The following is a 16,047-nucleotide window of genomic DNA, read 5'->3' as shown; positions in this document are numbered from 1 at the left end:
AACCTGTGATACTTCTACTCTACGTTCGCAATCACCCGCGCCCCGCCGCCAGAAGTCCTCTCGACACTCAGCGTCTTGGCAATACCTCGCCATCCGTTGCACTGCGGACAATGCCTTATAGTCCGCAGTGATCCAAACACTGAAAATGCACGCAGAACACGAAACGAGAGAGACAGAAGCGCGAACAGCCGGGAAACGACATTTATAACCTCATGTGATAGATGCACCTGCCTCCCTTGAGTCCGTGGCTCAATTTTTCCGCCATCTTTTATTATTACATTTATAAGACATCTATCTTACTCCAGATATATTATTGACCTTGCGGCTTGAATGCCCTCAGGTTGAAGTGACATCTGTCCACAGGTGAGACACAAGAATGTCAGGCACGCTTGGCCGAGACTATTAACAGCCTCTACAAAGCCAAATTCATTTATCGGTAGAAGCCGTGGCAAAAGAGGAACTCTCTTGAATTGACCACATTCACATAGGAGGGCAATTACAATAAATAGAGGCATTGCTTAGAAATATTTCTGTCTGCTAAAAAATTTACAGAGAATACAAACACGGCCCAAGGATTCTGACATGGCATCGGCCTCATTTTTACCGGTTAACGAGGCTCTCTGCGGCGGGTCCATCGCCATGATGTCGCAAACAGTGGCCATTCTTGCGCGTGCTACGTTAAGAAAGGCGACGGTCTTCGGCGTTGCTCTCATGATCTGCGGCGTCGCGAAAGTCGTTCTGGGCAGTCGGCTCATCGGGCCGTCTGCTTTTGATATGGTACTGGATTTTATGGCGAGCATGGGCATCCCGGCGTTCTGGCTCTTCTCGCGCGCATGGTTCGATGACTCGTTCTCTCCCATTTTTTTCGAGAAAGTTCTCATTGCAGCCTATATCGCCCTGACGGCGGCTCAATCCTTCTGGAGCGGCCAGTTTATTGCCTCTGTCGCCAAACCGATCGACTTCGCCGTTTACGTCGCCGGCAGTCTCTTTGCTGTTCATGCGCTTGTACAAGTCTGGCGTGGAAGAGATAGTGATCTCGTTGAGCCTCGAAGGCGTGCGCGCGCCATCTTTATCGTGAGTGTTGCCGTCTTGATTCTCTGGACATTATGGAGCGAAGCTGGCGGTGAAATCTGGGGTGGGCGGCAGGATCTGCGTATCATCGATAATCTTCTGATTTTTCTGGTCACGTTCATTCCGGCTGCAACGCTCTTCGATCTGCGGTATCCTGACATCCTTCCCTGCCCGGCTGCCGTCGCAGGCCAGCCCTGCGCCCCGAAAATGCAGGATGAGCCACGGAAACGCGATGACATCCTTTTGGAGAAGCTGGAGCGGCTAGCCTGTGAAGAGCGGTTTTATCGTGATCCAGCGATCACAATCGGCATTCTGGCCGTCAGGCTGAATGTCCCGGATCATCGCCTGCGTCGCGCCATCAATTCCGATCTGGGTTATCGGAATTTCAACGAATATCTGAACGCCCGAAGACTTGACGAAATTTCAACCGCGTTAACCGACCCATTGCAGAGCGAGACGCCGATCCTCACAATCGCATTGGATGCAGGCTTTGGAAGCCTCTCCGCGTTTAACCGAGCTTTCAAAGCTCTTCATGGGAAAACGCCTAGCGAATTCAGGCGGGAAGCCAGTCTGCCCGACTGAACGATTTTTAGAAAAGACCAGTCACTTCCCTGATCCGGGAGGGCAGAGAGGGAAACGCCCTCGTATCACGGCATGAAACTGCTTACGGTTCATGTCCGCCATGCTCTCTCCTCGTCGTCTCTTTTGTCCTCGTTGCTTCGTTGCGATTTCGTCGTTCTGTTTGCCATTTCTGCTTGGCGCCTGCCAGAAGAAGGTGCCATCGGCGACTTCATACGTTCGGGTCGAAGTTATTCACAGCCAAAGGACTGTAACGCGGGGCACAGCCTATTGGGGGCAGTTTATCCCGCATCATGTCATCACGCTTTCCTTCAGGCATTCCGGGCGTGTAGAGGCTCTTTTCGTGAAAACGGGTGATAAGGTAGCGCGGGGCCAACCCCTCGCTCAATTGAACCAGACGGATGTTATCGCGTCCGCTGGCGAGGCAAATGGCGACCTGCTCGTGGCAAAAACCGCCTTGAAAGGCGCTTATGATACGCGTGCTCGGACATCCGGGCTCGACCGGGACGGCGCTCTTTCTCCTTTTGAAGTGGAACAGAAGCGGAATGCTGTGGACACAGCGCAAGGCCGGATGCTTACCGCGTCAGCAAGAGCGCAGCAGTTCGAGGCCGATATCCGGGACGGTATCCTGCGCGCCAGCGAGAACGGCACCATCACACAGATCGTGGCCTATCCCGGTACAGTCGTGACATCTGGCGCGCCCATTATGCACATGGACAGCGCGCAAGCGGAAATCCGCCTGAAAATACCGGAGACGGCTCAGGTTTCGGAAGACGTGACACTTCTTCCCACGGCGGACACCGCCCCGCCCATCAAGGCCAGACTGAGCCGCGTCGCTCCCGATGTGGATGTCGCCACACATTTGCATGACGTGTTCTATACGCCGGACACCCCTCCTGATCTTCCGCTAAACGCGGGAGTAACCATCCTGACGCATGCCCTCTCCCAACAGGTCCGCATTCCCCGGACATCTCTTGTCATGGGAGAAGGAGCGCAGGCTGCCTTGTGGCTCATGACGCCAGATGGCGGGCATGTGACGCGGCGGACGGTAACGGTCGTCAGTCTGGAGGGCGCAGATGCAATCGTATCGGACGTCTCTCCCAACACGCCGATCGTTTCCGTTGGCGCGACACGCCTGCATGAGGGCGAAGCCGTCCAGCCAAACTATGTGCGGTATCGCTAGGTCCATGAGTGCATTCAACCTCTCTCGTTGGGCAGTACGTCACACAGCCTTCATGATCTTTCTGCTGGTGCTCGTGTTTCTGGCGGGAAGCGACGCCTTCCTTCATCTGGGTCGTGCTGAAGATCCAAGCTTCACCCTGAAAGAAATGCTGGTGGCCTCCCAATGGAACGGCGCCACACCTGACCAGATGCGGCTACAGGTGGCTAAACCGCTGGCTGTTGTCCTCAGGACGATTGATCATCTGGATTATCTGGAAACATATTGCCTGCCCGGTGCCTGCCTCACGCGCGTGGTCTTAATGGACGATACCCCTCGCAAGGAGGTTGCGGCAATCTGGAGTCAGGTGCGGCACAGGCTGGACGACACCCGCCCCACCCTGCCGGAAGGCGCCTCGGTGGCTGCCAATGACGATTTCGCGGATGTTTATGGCTACGTCTTCATGCTGACCGGCGCTGAAAACACGGCCCTCGTCCGGACGGCCGAACGGCTCCGCGATATCCTGCAAAGGCTGCCCGGTGTGCGCAAAGTGGATATTGGCGGTGAAGAACAGTCCCGTATTGCAGTCAGTGTCGACCCCGGAAAGCTGGCCGCGATCGGGATCGGCCTCTCCGACCTGCGCGAAAACCTGTCTGCTGCCCTGAAGATGACGCCAATGGCCTCAATGGAGCAGACAGTATCATTGCCGGTCATAATCAGCGGGCTGCCGGACGGCGTAGCTACTGTCGCGGACACGCAGCTTCCGCTTGCGGATGGGCCTGTACGGATCGGCGATATCGCCCGCGTGACGCGCGACTACGTATGGCCTCCCTTCGCGTTGACCCGTTTCGAGAGCAAGCCGGCCGTCACACTGTCCGTCTCCATGTCCAGAGGAGCGGACGGCCTTACCCTCGGTAAGGCGATAAGCCAGACCGTCAGCTCCTTTCGCGCGGATCTCCCGGTGGGCTTCGATATCACCCAGATTGAGGACCAGAGCGTCTATATCCGTGAAGCGGTCGATACGTTTTTACTCAAATTCTGCGTGGCACTCGTCGTCGTGCTCGGAGTTGCCGTGCTGTCGATGGGCGTGCGTCCGGGGATCGTGGTGGCCCTGTCCGTCCCCGCGACGCTGGCCATGGTGGCGCTGGTCATGAACATATTTGGCATCAATCTGGACCGTATCTCCCTCGGGGCGCTTATTCTGGCGCTCGGACTGCTCGTTGACGATGCAATCATCAGTGTGGAGGCAATGGTCGTCAGGCTGGAAGCGGGCGCGAGCCGAGAAGAGGCCGCGGCCTATGCGTGGGATCATACGGCATTTCCCATGCTGTCGGGTACCCTGCTCACAGTCGCGGGCTTCCTTCCCGTCGGACTGGCCCAGACCACAACGAGCGAATATGCGGGGAATGTGTTTTGGGTGACTGGAACTGCCCTCATATGTAGTTGGTTTGTGGCTGTTCTGTTCATTCCCTGCCTTGGCGTGAAACTGCTTCCTGCGGATTTCGCGCAGGGGCGGCGCGAACCGCCGTATCAAAGCCGAAGCTACCGTTTTCTACGGAAAATCATTACCTGGGCGACCATGCGGTCCTGGCTGGTCGCGGTGTCTACGCTGGGGGTGCTGGGCCTGTCCGTTGCGGGCTTTGTCCTTGTCCGTCAGCAGTTCTTCCCCCTGTCCGACCGTCCTGAATTTCTGGTCGATATCATGCTGCCACCTGCCTCGACCATAGAAAGAACATCCGTCATCACCGCCCGGATCGAAAAAAGGCTGGCGGGAGATCCTGATGCCGCCTCCTACCAGAGCTTCATAGGTCAGGGCCCGCCACGTTTTTACCTTCCTTACGGCCCGACACTTCCTGATCCCACGCGGGCGACCATTCTCGTCGTCGGGACGTCGCTCGACGCTCGGGAGCGGCTGATCGCCAGAATGGAAGCGCTACGCGTCATGCCCGAAGCGGAAATAGATGTTCGTCGCCTCTCTCTCGGGCCTTCCGCCGCTTTTCCCGTTCTTTACCGAGTTCTCGGTCCCGATCCTGCCGTACTATCGTCGATATCCGAAAAACTTGAAGACACACTCGAAAAAATTCCGGTTTCCCGCTCTGTCGGTGTGGATTGGGGCCTGAGGGCTCCAGCAATATCGTTCCAGTCTGACAGGTTGAAAACGGCGAGGCTTGGGCTGAACCACCATGCTCTGGGACAACAGGTGTCCACGCTTTTGTCCGGCGCCGTAGCAGGCGAGGTTCTAGATAATGATAAACGTGTTCAAGTTATGGTCCAGGCTGACATGGCTACCAGAACTGACCCCTCACGTCTGAATACCATGCCTATTCAGACAAGAGCGGGCTTTGTGCCTCTCAATGCGCTGGGACGCGTACAGGTCGCGTCCACCTATCCAGTTGAATGGCTCCGTAATGATGAGGCGTGCATGACGGTTCATGCGTCACCGATCGACGGCGCGTCCCCCTCGGACGTGACCACAGCAATGAACGCGTCAATGAAGACCCTGCGTCAGACTCTACCTGAAGGCTACAGGATCGAGAGCGACGGGGATGACAAGATGTCTCAGACAGCAAATGAAGCAATCTACGGCTTACTGCCTCTAAGTCTGGTCCTGATGCTGATCCTGCTCATGGGGATGTTGCAGGACATCCGGCGTGTGGCCTTCGTGCTCGTAACCGCACCGATGGGATTGATCGGTACGGTCATCGCCCTTTTGATCACGCGCGCGCCTTTCGGCTTCGTCGCTCTTCTCGGAATGATTGCTCTGGCCGGTATGATCATGCGCAACGCCATTATCCTCGTTGATCAGATTCGTCGGAACGAGATCGCTGGGATGGATTATCGACATGCCGTCGTCGAAGCGACGGTTACAAGGGTGCGCCCCGTTCTCCTGACAGCGCTGGCCGCGGTGTTTGCATTCATTCCCCTCTCTTTCAACGTCTTTTGGGGGCCTATGGCAATCGTCATGATCGGCGGTCTTGCGGGTGCCACAGTACTGACTCTCTTCTCTCTGCCCGCATTTTGCATGGTGGGAAGGGCACGGCAGAAATCCCTATCTTCTGGAGAACATCATGCGGCGTGAACGCCTTGTAGTGGGACGCATGCCTGCTCTGATCAGTTGCATTATGCTCGCGGCCTGTACACTTGGTCCAGACTATCATCAGCCAGCAACAGATTTGCCAAAGACCCTTCAGAATATTTCGGAAACCGCTCAGAAAGACTGGTGGACAAACGCCAGTGTCAGGCCTCTCGCACAATTGCAAGCGCAAGCGCTCACTGGAAATCTGGATTTACAGATCGCCAGATCACGTGTCGCAGCGGCGGCGGCGATCAGGCAGGCTACGGCAGCGGCAAGCTTCCCAATGGTCATGACGGATACCTCCTATTCTCGGGCTGCTCTCAGCACGGCGGGCAGTGGGCAGACTATCAACCGCCTTCTCGGAATTCCTGATCAGGCTTCCAACCCGTCGTCCCCTGTGGGCTTCAATCTGTTCAGTGCTGGCGCTGCCGCATCATGGGAGGCGAATTTATGGGGGAAACAGACACGAGAGCGCGAGATTGCTACGGCGGGAGAACAGGCAACGCAGGCACGCCAGATGATCGTGTCCCTCGGAGTGAAGGCGGAAGTCGCACGCACCTATATTGAGTGGCTGGAGAAGACGGATGAAATCGCCTTATTACAATCCTCCTTGCATCTTGCTTCTGAAAAACAGATTCTGACTTCCGAACTTGCCCGCAAAGGCATGATCAGAAACGATCTGATTTTGCTTCAGCAGAACAGAGTTCGCCAGAAGCAAGGCCGCATGTCTGCGGCGATGACGGACAGGACACTCCTGCAACGCGCGCTAAGCGTACTATGTACAGGCCGCCCAGATTCCGATCTGCGGCCTTTGCATGAGCAAAGCAGGTGGCCTATCCCGATAGAGTTACCATATTCCATAACAACGGATCTTTTAAAAAATCGTCCAGATATCGTCGCAGCAGATGCGAAGCTGCATGCAGCAACGGCAGCAATCGGCATTGCCAAAGCCAGCTTTTATCCAACACTTACACTAAGTGGTGTTTTTAGTGTCGATGCGATGTCATTAAGTAGTTTCGGATGGGCCGCCCACAATTTCGCTTTGGGCCCCGCGTTGAGAGTGCCGGTTTTTACCGGTGGCAGGCTATCTGCAGAGCTTGCCCTGAAGAAAGTAAACCAGAAAGAAGCAGCCATTTCATATCAGCAGGTCGTGAATAATGCTTGGCATGAAGTCGATGATACGCTCGACCGTCTGCATCAAGTAGATGCGGATTTAAAATGGATAACCGAGAATAATATTGCCCGTGAAAAAATTGAACGCATGGCAAAAGAACAGGCTGTAAGAGGTTGGATTTCACGAAAAGACCTATTATCCATTCGAGAGGACAGTATCGAAACGGAGATCATAAAAACCCAACAACGCAGTCTTTTGTTGTTGGAATATGTCGCTTTCAGAAGATCTATCGGGTTATAATATAGAAACTGTATTTAAGCGGTGAAGCTTTGCCGTGACCAGCCGAAGGGATAGTCTGAAACAAAAAACGCCGCGACAGCCCCAGAACCAGCCATAGAGCGTTCGGCAATGCCCGAAATAGATCGGCAACATCCGCCATTCGCCCCCTCTGCTCCGGCGCCCCTATCCAGACCTTGAAGCACACTTTAGAGAATTTCTACGCAGGCTCTAACAGGCCCTAGTTGTCGATGACGGACCTGCTGGTCGATAGAATACGACCTGCCAGTGCCTCCGCCGTCTTCTTTCGGCTCTATGAGGACAAAGGGACAATGTTGATCCTCAAGAAAAGATGCAGCGGGCCAGTTAGGCACGGCTTGCCGATCTGCTCAATGCCGTGGTGCTAAATAGACAAATGCTTACCGTATATAATTCTCGGGCAGTTCTTTAACATACGTTAATATTTGCAAATTATTTTTTCTTTGAATCCAAAAACATCAAGGCACCTTCAAACGACAGGCTGCTTTTATAACGGCTGGCACTACAGTATGTTGCACGTCTTTTAAAGACATTCGCGTTGCATGCATCCCTACATTCAAGGCGGCAATGACATCCCCCGCAGAATTACGAACGGGAGCTGCAACAGATCTTAGCCCCAGTTCCAATTCCTGATCCAGAAGACAATATCCTTGCTCCCTAATGTTTATAAGAATGTCCTGCAGGGCAACTTTGTCAGTAACAGTTCGCGCGGTCCGGGCTGTCAACTGTTCTGGAATATGTTGGTTGCGGGCTTCTTCGGGTAACGCAGCAAGCAGCACCCTTCCCATCGACGTACACCATGCGGGAAGACGAGACCCCACAGACAAATCCACTGCAAGAATACGGTGCGTCTCAGCTCTGGCAATATAAAGAATATCCTTGCCATCAAGCGTGGCAAGAGAAGCACTTTCATCCAAAGTGCGGCTTAATTCTGTCAGCACTGGCTGTGCTAGCCGGGGCAAGGGCAAATCTGCCACGCGGGCAGATAGGTTCAATACCTTGGGAGTTGGGATAAAGATCCTGCCCACCTGAGAAAGATAACCCGTTGCCGTTAATGTTAAGAGAGACCGCCTGACTGCCGCACGTGGCAGCCCCACAGCCTGAGCGGCTTCGGATAGCGTCATACCCTCAGGCCGTGCCGCACAGACACGCAGCACTTCAAGCCCCCTCGCCAAAGCCGTAACAAACTCCCGACTTTCAGAAATATTTTCAACTTCTTCAGCAGACATAGTCTTCAAAGCCTCTCTCTCCACACTTTAATGCACCGTCGTATAGGCCTGTCTGCCAACTCTGTATTCGTCTTCACATCACGGCGAGGATGCGTTTCCACCTTGCCATCTAACGCAGGAAGATGCTCCATAAAATTCGCTGTGCGGTTTTTTGTTCGTATAGCGAACAATACGGAGAAACACAATGATCAATAAGCAGGTTCGCAACGTAGCAGAAGCGCTAGACGGAATACGTGACGGCTCTGTGGTGATGGTTGGTGGCTTCGGTTCTGTCGGACAGCCAGACGCAATTATCGAAGGCCTGATAGAACAAGGGGCACGGGATCTCACCATTATCGCCAACAATGCAGGCGCCGGACGTGCTGGTCTGGCTCGGCTTTTAGATGCTGGACGCGTGAGACGCATTATCTGCTCCTACCCTCGTTCGGCAGGATCAGTCGTATTTGAATCCCTTTTTCAGGCTGGCAAGCTAGAATTGGAAATTGTACCGCAAGGCACTCTTGCAGAACGTATCCGGGCAGCGGGCGCCGGAATCCCCGCTTTTTATACGCCCACAACAGTTGGAACGGTTTTAGCAAACGGGAAAGAGCAGCGCGAATTTAATGGACGCGTCCATGTTCTTGAAGAAGCTCTTCCCGCGGATGTCGCGTTGGTACAGGCCTGGAGTGCAGACCGTTTTGGCAACTGCATCTATCGTGAAAGTGGCCGTAATTTCAATGCCATCATGGCAACAGCCGCTCGGCTGACGGTGGTGCAGGCTTGTCATATAGCGGAAGCTGGAACGTTAGACCCGGAAGCCATTGTTACACCCGGACTTTTTGTCCAACGCATTGTCCATGTGCCCGACACATCTTTCTCAGAAAACACCGAGACATCTGCCGATAAAGGAAAACAAGCAGCATGAGCAGCGAAGCTTTTACTCCGCTTTCCCGCCGAGAAATGGCTGCACGCATAGCCGAAGATATTCACGACGGATGGTACGTTAATCTTGGAATAGGCATTCCCACTCTGGTTGCAGATGTACTGCCTGACAGCAAAGATATTTTCCTGCACAGTGAAAATGGTATTCTCGGTTTTGGCCCAGCGCCAGACCCAGAGCATATTGACCCATGGCTTATCAATGCCGGGAAGCAGCATGTCACTTTACGACCCGGCGCGAGCTTTTTTCACCATGCTGATAGTTTTGCCATGATCCGTGGCGGCCATTTGGATCTCTGCATTCTTGGCGCGTTTGAAGTCTCCTCTGCGGGTGATATTGCGAATTGGTCCACCTCCGCTCATGACGCTGCACCAGCGGTTGGCGGCGCCATGGATCTTGCAGTCGGTTCCAAGCGCGTGTGGGTGGCAACCGAACATACTACTCGCGAAGGCACTCCCAAACTGGTTGAGCATTGTACATATCCGCTCACGGCCCCCGGTGTCGTCAGTCGGATTTACACCAATCTTGCCGTAATTGATGTCGAAGACAGCCGCTTTATCGTGCGCACTATGGTACCCGGCCTTACACGGGAAAAATTGCAAAACCTAACCGGTGCAAAACTATATTTCATGGAGAGCGCCAATGCGTAATGCTTATATCTGTGATTATACGCGTACACCCATTGGACGTTATGCAGGTGCCCTCAGCACAGTCCGTGCGGATGATCTGGCAGCCCTCCCTTTAAAAACTCTAAAAGAGCGTAATCCACAGGTGGATTGGGATCAGGTTGATGATTGCATTATGGGATGCGCTAATCAGGCTGGTGAAGACAATCGCAATGTAGCGAGAATGGCGACTCTTTTAGCCGATTTCCCAATCTCTGTTCCCGGAACCACTCTCAACCGGCTTTGTGGGTCCGGTCTGGACGCTGTGGGGCAAGCCGCACGCGCTATCCGTTGCGGAGACGCTGACCTTATGCTGGCAGGCGGCATTGAAAGCATGAGCCGCGCTCCGTTTGTTCTCGGAAAAACGACAGAACCCTTCTCCCGAGAAGCCGCGTTACAGGACACAACAATAGGATGGCGCTTTATCAACCCCCTCATGCGTGAGTCTACCGGAGTAGAGTCCATGCCAGAAACAGGGGAGAATGTTGCAGAACGGTTTAATATTTCCCGGCAAGATCAGGATCTGTTTGCCTATCGTTCACAACAGAAAACCGCCAGAGCAAAAGATGCAGGATATTTCACGCGTGAAATCACACCTGTTTCTGTCAAAACACGAAAAATGACCATGACAGTGACCGAGGACGAACACCCCCGCCCGGAAACCACGCTGGAGGCACTCGCTAAACTCAAAACGCCCTTCCGTTCTGGAGGCACCGTTACCGCAGGAAACGCATCCGGCGTAAACGATGGTGCTGCCGCGCTGCTTATGGCGAGTGAAGAAGGAGCCAAACGGCATGGCCTTACGCCTATAGGACGTGTACTCGCCATGGCCAGTGCAGGCGTTGAACCCGGCATTATGGGCATTGGCCCAGTCCCGGCAGTACAAAAACTCCTCGCGCGCACCGGCTTCACCCTAGACGATATGGACCTGATTGAGCTGAATGAGGCCTTTGCCAGTCAATCCCTCGCGGTTCTGCGTCAGCTTGGACTGGAAGATGATTGCGAACGGGTAAACCCGCATGGCGGAGCTATTGCGCTGGGACATCCGCTTGGAATGTCCGGAGCACGATTGGCGTTGACCGCCCTGAATGGTCTAGAAACTCGGGGAGGAAGACGCGCTCTTGTGACTATGTGCATTGGTGTTGGGCAAGGCATTGCTGCAATAATAGAACGTTTATGATCTGTAGTTTGTTTTCGCCTTTATAAATTGTCTTGCTGCCATAGCCCTCCTGCTTCTTTAAACAGAAACGCTAACTAACAGGCATAAAAGAAGGGAAAATCCCCATGCGTCCTGCCATTATTACCGTCGCTATAACAGGCTCTCTCCCAAGAAAATCTGATAATCCTGCTGTGCCCATTACCCCATCAGAGCAAATTGAATCGACACATGAAGCATTTGAAGCGGGTGCTTCATTGGTACATATCCATGTCAGGAATCCAGATGAAACATCCTCATCTAATCCTGATCTTTTTCAGGCGGTTCAAGAAGGCGTAGTACGGCACTGTCCGGGCATGATTATTCAGTTTTCAACAGGTGGACGTGGAAGAGATGCAACAGCGCGAGGAAGTTCGCTATTCCTGAAGCCTGATATGGCCTCACTTTCAACAGGTTCCGTCAATTTCCCTAGTATCGTGTATGAAAATGACGCATCTCTCGTTACTACGCTCGCATCTTCCATGCGCAATTATGGCATTGCGCCAGAAATCGAGATTTTCGATCTTTCCCATCTTCATGGAGCACGACGTCTGATTGATGAGGGCTTAATGAAGGATCATCCTCATATTCAGTTTGTCCTCGGTATAAAAAATGCAATGCCAGCAGAAGAACATTTGCTGGATATTCTCCTTGCCGAAAAAGAACGTATTTTACCGCATGCAACATGGAATGCCGCCGGGATAGGTCGGTTCCAGTTGCCCGTCATGAACTGGGCGCTGAGCCGCGGGGCAGATGGGGTGCGGACAGGTATGGAAGACAATATTCGCATAACACAGCATCAACTGGCATCCAGCAATGCCGAACTCGTGCGCATGGCACGAGAGGCTCTGGCAAATCACGGTCGTTACCCTGCCTCACCTAGTGAAGCACGCAAAATCTTGCATTTACAGCAAACGGTTTGATCACCTCACATCCATCCTTTGTGCCATCGGCTTATCTCAGGCCCTTGTTTCTCGAGTGAACGACCATGCAAAAAAAAGTAGACGATAATATCGGTCAAAATGCCATTCAACGTGCACTGGTTAAATGGTGTGTGATTTTTTTTGACCGCTATATGCCAGATCCTTTTGTTATCGCGTTATTGCTGACTTTTGTAACAGCCGCTCTCGCCATGGGGCTGGCACCACACGGCACCCCAGCCGATATTCTAAATGCATGGTATAGCGGCGCGTTCAAGATTGTGGCTTTTGCATTCCAGATGATGCTTATCCTCGTCACGGGGCACGCCGTAGCCAGCTCCCGACCTGTCCGGAGAGCATTGAGTCACCTTGTAACGTGGGTCACGACACCGCGCCAAGCGGTTATGCTGATGTATGCTCTTGTTGTTCCCGCAACATGGTTGAATTGGGGACTGGGGCTAGTTGTCGGGGCGTTTGTTGCGAGAGAAATCGCCCGACAGATCAAGGTTGATTATGGCTGGCTGGTTGCTTGTGGTTATACCGCGTGGTGGCTGTGCAACTCCGGTCTCTCCAGTTCTATTGCTCTGTCTCAGGCGACCCACGGAAATCCAATGAATATTGTTGAGCAGTTGACAGGCCAAATAGTGCCCCTCAAAGACTCTCTTTTTTCCGGTTTTACTGTCATCCCAACGGTTCTTACGGTTCTCTGTTCAGCATTAATTTTTCCATATTTTTGCCCTCCGGCCTCTCAATCTGTTTATCTGGACACGGACGCTTTTATCATAGACGCAGAGAAGACTTCTTCCCCTGTCACATGGTCTCCACGCACTGCTGTTGAATATTCATCCGTTCTTTCATTTGCTATCGCCTTTTTTGCTTTTGGAGCACTTGGTCTGCACTGGCACGAACATGGATTTGGTTTTGATATCGATAGTTTAATTTTGAGTTTTCTGATCGTCGGTCTTCTGCTTCAGAAACGCCCCGTCTCTTATGTAAACGCCGTCAAGGAAGCCATAGCCCAAACAGGGCCCATTCTGCTTCAGTTTCCATTTTACGGCGGAATCATGGGTATCATGACGGCAACGGGGCTAGCAGGGATTATTTCAGTCTTTTTCGTACATATTGCATCCGCGCAGACGCTTCCTTTCTGGAGCTTTATCAGTTCTCTCATTATTACTTTTCTGGTTCCCAGCGCAGGCGGTCACTGGGCTGTGCAGGGCCCCTTCGTCGTGCCCGCAGCACTCAGTCTGCATGCGTCAATCCCTCACGTCATTATGGGCGTGGCGATAGCAGAAAACGTTGCCAATATGCTCCAGCCATTCTGGGCCGTTCCCATTGTCGCTATTGCCGGGATAGGTATTCAACGTGTCATGGCTTTTACTTCCATCACATTCATCATCTCACTTCTTGTCTGTTCGATTTCAGTGCTGCTGCTCGGATAAAACTGTCCAACCATGAATGAGACAAAAAAAGCGTGGCCGAGGAGGCCACGCACTATTAGAAATCTAAAGAAGTCTCTTCTTTAGATGGCCAGTTTAGATGGCCAGAAATGTTTCCTGCAAATACTGCCACAATAACGCCTGCTGGGCGGATCCTGTTCGGAACATCACAACAGACCAGCGCTCATTGCGGTTTCCATTCTGTGTCTGAATTTCTTTGTACGTTACCAAATGCCCGTCTTTAAAAGACGCGATGACGGCCACATCCTCGATTTCCATTACGAGCCCCGGCCGGGAGCCGAACAGCTTGGGAAGTGCCCCCGCAAACGCCTCTCGAGAGATTGGACGACCCGCCGCTCCAACCATCTGATAGTCAGGGGTGAAATGGTCAAGAATAGCCTGTGGCTCGACCACGCCTTCTCCACAAAACCAGTTCTGTAGCAGAACATGCAGGTCTATAATTTCTTTGCGCGCAGCAGCTATTATATCCATGAGCGATTTCCTTATCATACTATCCAGTTATTGCGTTATTTTTTCATAAGCACGGAGTAAGTCGGCATACTTTCAACCCACCCTGCCGCCAAAGGCGCCACAAACACATTTTCTGTGCGTGTTCTGGAAATTTTCCACACCCCGTCAACCTTACGGAACAGGTTGTTCAGACGACTGGAGCGCAGGAGCGATGTACCGTCCGAGAAAACCCACGGCTGACAATGAATCCACTGCCCATCTGCTTCGTCTCCATGCACATGAATCTGCTCAGACGTCAGATAATGTGCATTTAACAACAGGGCCGGGTCACGCTCTTTACACCAAAACCCCTGAAAATGCTTGCGTATAGCGGCTTTACCAACACAACGACCAAACTGGTTGTCGTAATATTCGCCAACGCCTTCCCATATGGCATCCTCAGTATAGAGGTCCATAATCAGATCAATGCGCGCCGCATCATCTTTAACGCCAGCTTCCGGGCATGGCGTATCACACAAAAACATGTAGCGTGCCTGAATACGCCTAATATCTGCTTCTGCTTCCAGCACCTGTATGCGCTGTTCCAGAGCGACCAGTTTTTTGGCGAGTTCTGCTTCATTCACAGTCATCGTATTTCCTCCCTACACGCTGCATACAGGCCCGGTTTGGGCAGACGAGGTAAGAGTGTTTCCGCCCAACCGGAATAGTTCAGAAGTTCTGCGTCCTCCCCTAAACCGGCGAGCAACTGGACACCAACCGGCAGACCCTTCACTCCGGTCAGGCCGGGTAATGTGACTGTTGGCAAACGCAGCAACGTCCATAGTCTGCTAAAAATGGGGCTTCCCGTGCCCTCTGTCATCAAAGGGGCTTCCCCCGGTGCCGCGGGTGCTAGCAACACAGTGCCGGGCGTTATAAGGGCGGACAGAGCCTCTCGGAGCGCATGCGCCTGCTCCAGCGCGGCACGATACGCTGCATAAGAAATTTTCTGTCCGGCATCCAACAGGCCCGTAATCTGCTGGCTAAGCTGGTCTCGTTTATGCGTATATTCCCAGCCCAGCGCTTGCGAGGCTTCATAACTCATAATTGTAACGTGCAGTGTTGCCGCGTCTTTAAAAGCACGCATGTCAAGCTCTGCGACGGGCACTTTCTCACCGAGAAGAGTTGCGGCCTTTTCCACGGCATTCCGCGTGCACTCCTCAGCCTCATTCCAGTGAGGAGTAAGGCAAAGTAAAATGCGTTCCGGCTTTTCTGGCGTGAATGCAACTGGCGCGGCAACAGGGCCTTTCAAAACGGCATCAGCAAGGGCGGCCGTAGCAACATCGCGCGTAATCGTGCCAAGCGTATCAAAAGACGGCGCGAGGCTTTTCACGCCGGCCGCAGCGTACCGCCCATAACTGGGTTTGAAACCCACAACACCACAGTAGGAAGCCGGTCGTGTGAGCGATGCTGCTGTCTGAGACGCAAGCCCGATATCAATAACCCCGGCCGCCACAGCCGCGGCGGAACCGGAGGACGAGCCACCGGGCGTGCGGGCAGTCGCATGAGGGTTAACCGTTGGGCCGGGGCGGAAAAATGCAAACTCGGTTGTGACTGTTTTGCCAGCACAGAGAGCCCCTGCATTCCGAAGTTGCGTGACACAAGCAGCATCGGTGCGGGTGTAGTTTCCATCATAAATAGGCGATCCGTGCCCGGTTACATACCCACCCAGATCGATAATATCCTTTACACCTACGCTTAGCCCACTGAGCGGCCCGCTACCCGCACTGTCAGCATCTGCACGAATACGCACAGGGTCATACGCCGTAAACGCTTTAAGGCTCGGCTCGCATGTTTCAAGACGCCGGATAAGAGCGGCTGCATGATCCTGCTGTGTTATCTGTGGCTGGGTCATGATC

13 protein-coding genes are annotated in these 16,047 nt (G+C 53.3%); 9 read left to right on the top strand and 4 right to left on the bottom strand.

The window, feature by feature from the left end; all coding sequences use genetic code 11:
- Positions 1 to 582: 582 nt before the first annotated feature.
- The 4 genes from AD949_RS04035 to AD949_RS04020 all read left to right on the top strand — a co-directional run bounded on the left by AD949_RS04035 (position 583) and on the right by AD949_RS04020 (position 7,299).
- On the top strand, positions 583 to 1,653 hold the full coding sequence (locus tag AD949_RS04035) for an AraC family transcriptional regulator (protein ID WP_048834517.1): 1,071 nt from the start codon (positions 583 to 585) through the stop codon (positions 1,651 to 1,653).
- Positions 1,654 to 1,744: 91 nt separating this feature from the next.
- On the top strand, positions 1,745 to 2,833 hold the full coding sequence (locus AD949_RS04030) for an efflux RND transporter periplasmic adaptor subunit (RefSeq protein WP_082064546.1): 1,089 nt from the start codon (positions 1,745 to 1,747) through the stop codon (positions 2,831 to 2,833).
- Between the two features lie 4 nt (positions 2,834 to 2,837).
- Positions 2,838 to 5,888, top strand: a complete 3,051-nt coding sequence (locus AD949_RS04025; protein WP_048834543.1) for an efflux RND transporter permease subunit — start codon at positions 2,838 to 2,840, stop codon at positions 5,886 to 5,888.
- On the top strand, positions 5,878 to 7,299 hold the full coding sequence (locus AD949_RS04020; protein WP_048834519.1) for an efflux transporter outer membrane subunit: 1,422 nt from the start codon (positions 5,878 to 5,880) through the stop codon (positions 7,297 to 7,299). Before AD949_RS04025 ends, AD949_RS04020 begins: the two co-directional genes overlap by 11 nt.
- 473 nt (positions 7,300 to 7,772) lie before the next feature.
- On the opposite strand, the gene AD949_RS04015 is transcribed toward AD949_RS04020, so the two are convergent.
- On the bottom strand, positions 7,773 to 8,543 hold the full coding sequence (locus tag AD949_RS04015; RefSeq protein WP_048834520.1) for an IclR family transcriptional regulator domain-containing protein: 771 nt from the start codon (positions 8,541 to 8,543) through the stop codon (positions 7,773 to 7,775).
- Positions 8,544 to 8,727: 184 nt separating this feature from the next.
- On the opposite strand from AD949_RS04015, the gene AD949_RS04010 reads away from it, so the two are divergent.
- The 5 genes from AD949_RS04010 to AD949_RS03990 all read left to right on the top strand — a co-directional run bounded on the left by AD949_RS04010 (position 8,728) and on the right by AD949_RS03990 (position 13,684).
- Positions 8,728 to 9,447, top strand: coding sequence for a 3-oxoacid CoA-transferase subunit A (locus AD949_RS04010; protein WP_048834521.1), 720 nt, complete (start codon positions 8,728 to 8,730; stop codon positions 9,445 to 9,447).
- The gene (locus AD949_RS04005; RefSeq protein WP_048834522.1) at positions 9,444 to 10,112 is read left to right on the top strand and encodes a 3-oxoacid CoA-transferase subunit B; all 669 of its coding nucleotides are present in this window, start codon (positions 9,444 to 9,446) and stop codon (positions 10,110 to 10,112) included. The genes AD949_RS04010 and AD949_RS04005 overlap by 4 nt, the downstream gene beginning before the upstream one ends.
- Positions 10,105 to 11,307 (top strand): 3-oxoadipyl-CoA thiolase, encoded by a 1,203-nt coding sequence (gene pcaF / locus AD949_RS04000; protein ID WP_048834523.1) that lies wholly within the window; start codon positions 10,105 to 10,107, stop codon positions 11,305 to 11,307. Before AD949_RS04005 ends, pcaF begins: the two co-directional genes overlap by 8 nt.
- 104 nt (positions 11,308 to 11,411) lie before the next feature.
- Positions 11,412 to 12,245, top strand: coding sequence for a BKACE family enzyme (locus AD949_RS03995; RefSeq protein WP_048834524.1), 834 nt, complete (start codon positions 11,412 to 11,414; stop codon positions 12,243 to 12,245).
- Between the two features lie 65 nt (positions 12,246 to 12,310).
- The gene (locus tag AD949_RS03990) at positions 12,311 to 13,684 is read left to right on the top strand and encodes a short-chain fatty acid transporter (RefSeq protein WP_048834525.1); all 1,374 of its coding nucleotides are present in this window, start codon (positions 12,311 to 12,313) and stop codon (positions 13,682 to 13,684) included.
- Between the two features lie 93 nt (positions 13,685 to 13,777).
- On the opposite strand, the gene AD949_RS03985 is transcribed toward AD949_RS03990, so the two are convergent.
- The 3 genes from AD949_RS03985 to AD949_RS03975 are packed head-to-tail and all read right to left on the bottom strand — an operon-like array spanning position 13,778 to position 16,043.
- Positions 13,778 to 14,173 carry a hypothetical protein gene (locus tag AD949_RS03985; protein ID WP_082064547.1) on the bottom strand — a complete coding sequence of 132 codons (396 nt, stop codon included), beginning with the start codon at positions 14,171 to 14,173 and terminating at the stop codon, positions 13,778 to 13,780.
- 35 nt (positions 14,174 to 14,208) lie between these two features.
- The gene (locus AD949_RS03980; RefSeq protein ID WP_048834527.1) at positions 14,209 to 14,781 is read right to left on the bottom strand and encodes a nuclear transport factor 2 family protein; all 573 of its coding nucleotides are present in this window, start codon (positions 14,779 to 14,781) and stop codon (positions 14,209 to 14,211) included.
- Positions 14,778 to 16,043, bottom strand: a complete 1,266-nt coding sequence (locus AD949_RS03975; RefSeq protein WP_052944490.1) for an amidase — start codon at positions 16,041 to 16,043, stop codon at positions 14,778 to 14,780. Before AD949_RS03975 ends, AD949_RS03980 begins: the two co-directional genes overlap by 4 nt.
- Between the last annotated feature and the right edge of the window lie 4 nt (positions 16,044 to 16,047).

The organism is Acetobacter orleanensis (assembly GCF_001581005.1).
In the GTDB taxonomy this organism is placed as follows: domain Bacteria; phylum Pseudomonadota; class Alphaproteobacteria; order Acetobacterales; family Acetobacteraceae; genus Acetobacter; species Acetobacter orleanensis.
The sequence above is the reverse complement of the archived record's forward strand: the minus strand, read 5'-3'. Positions and strand labels throughout refer to the sequence as shown.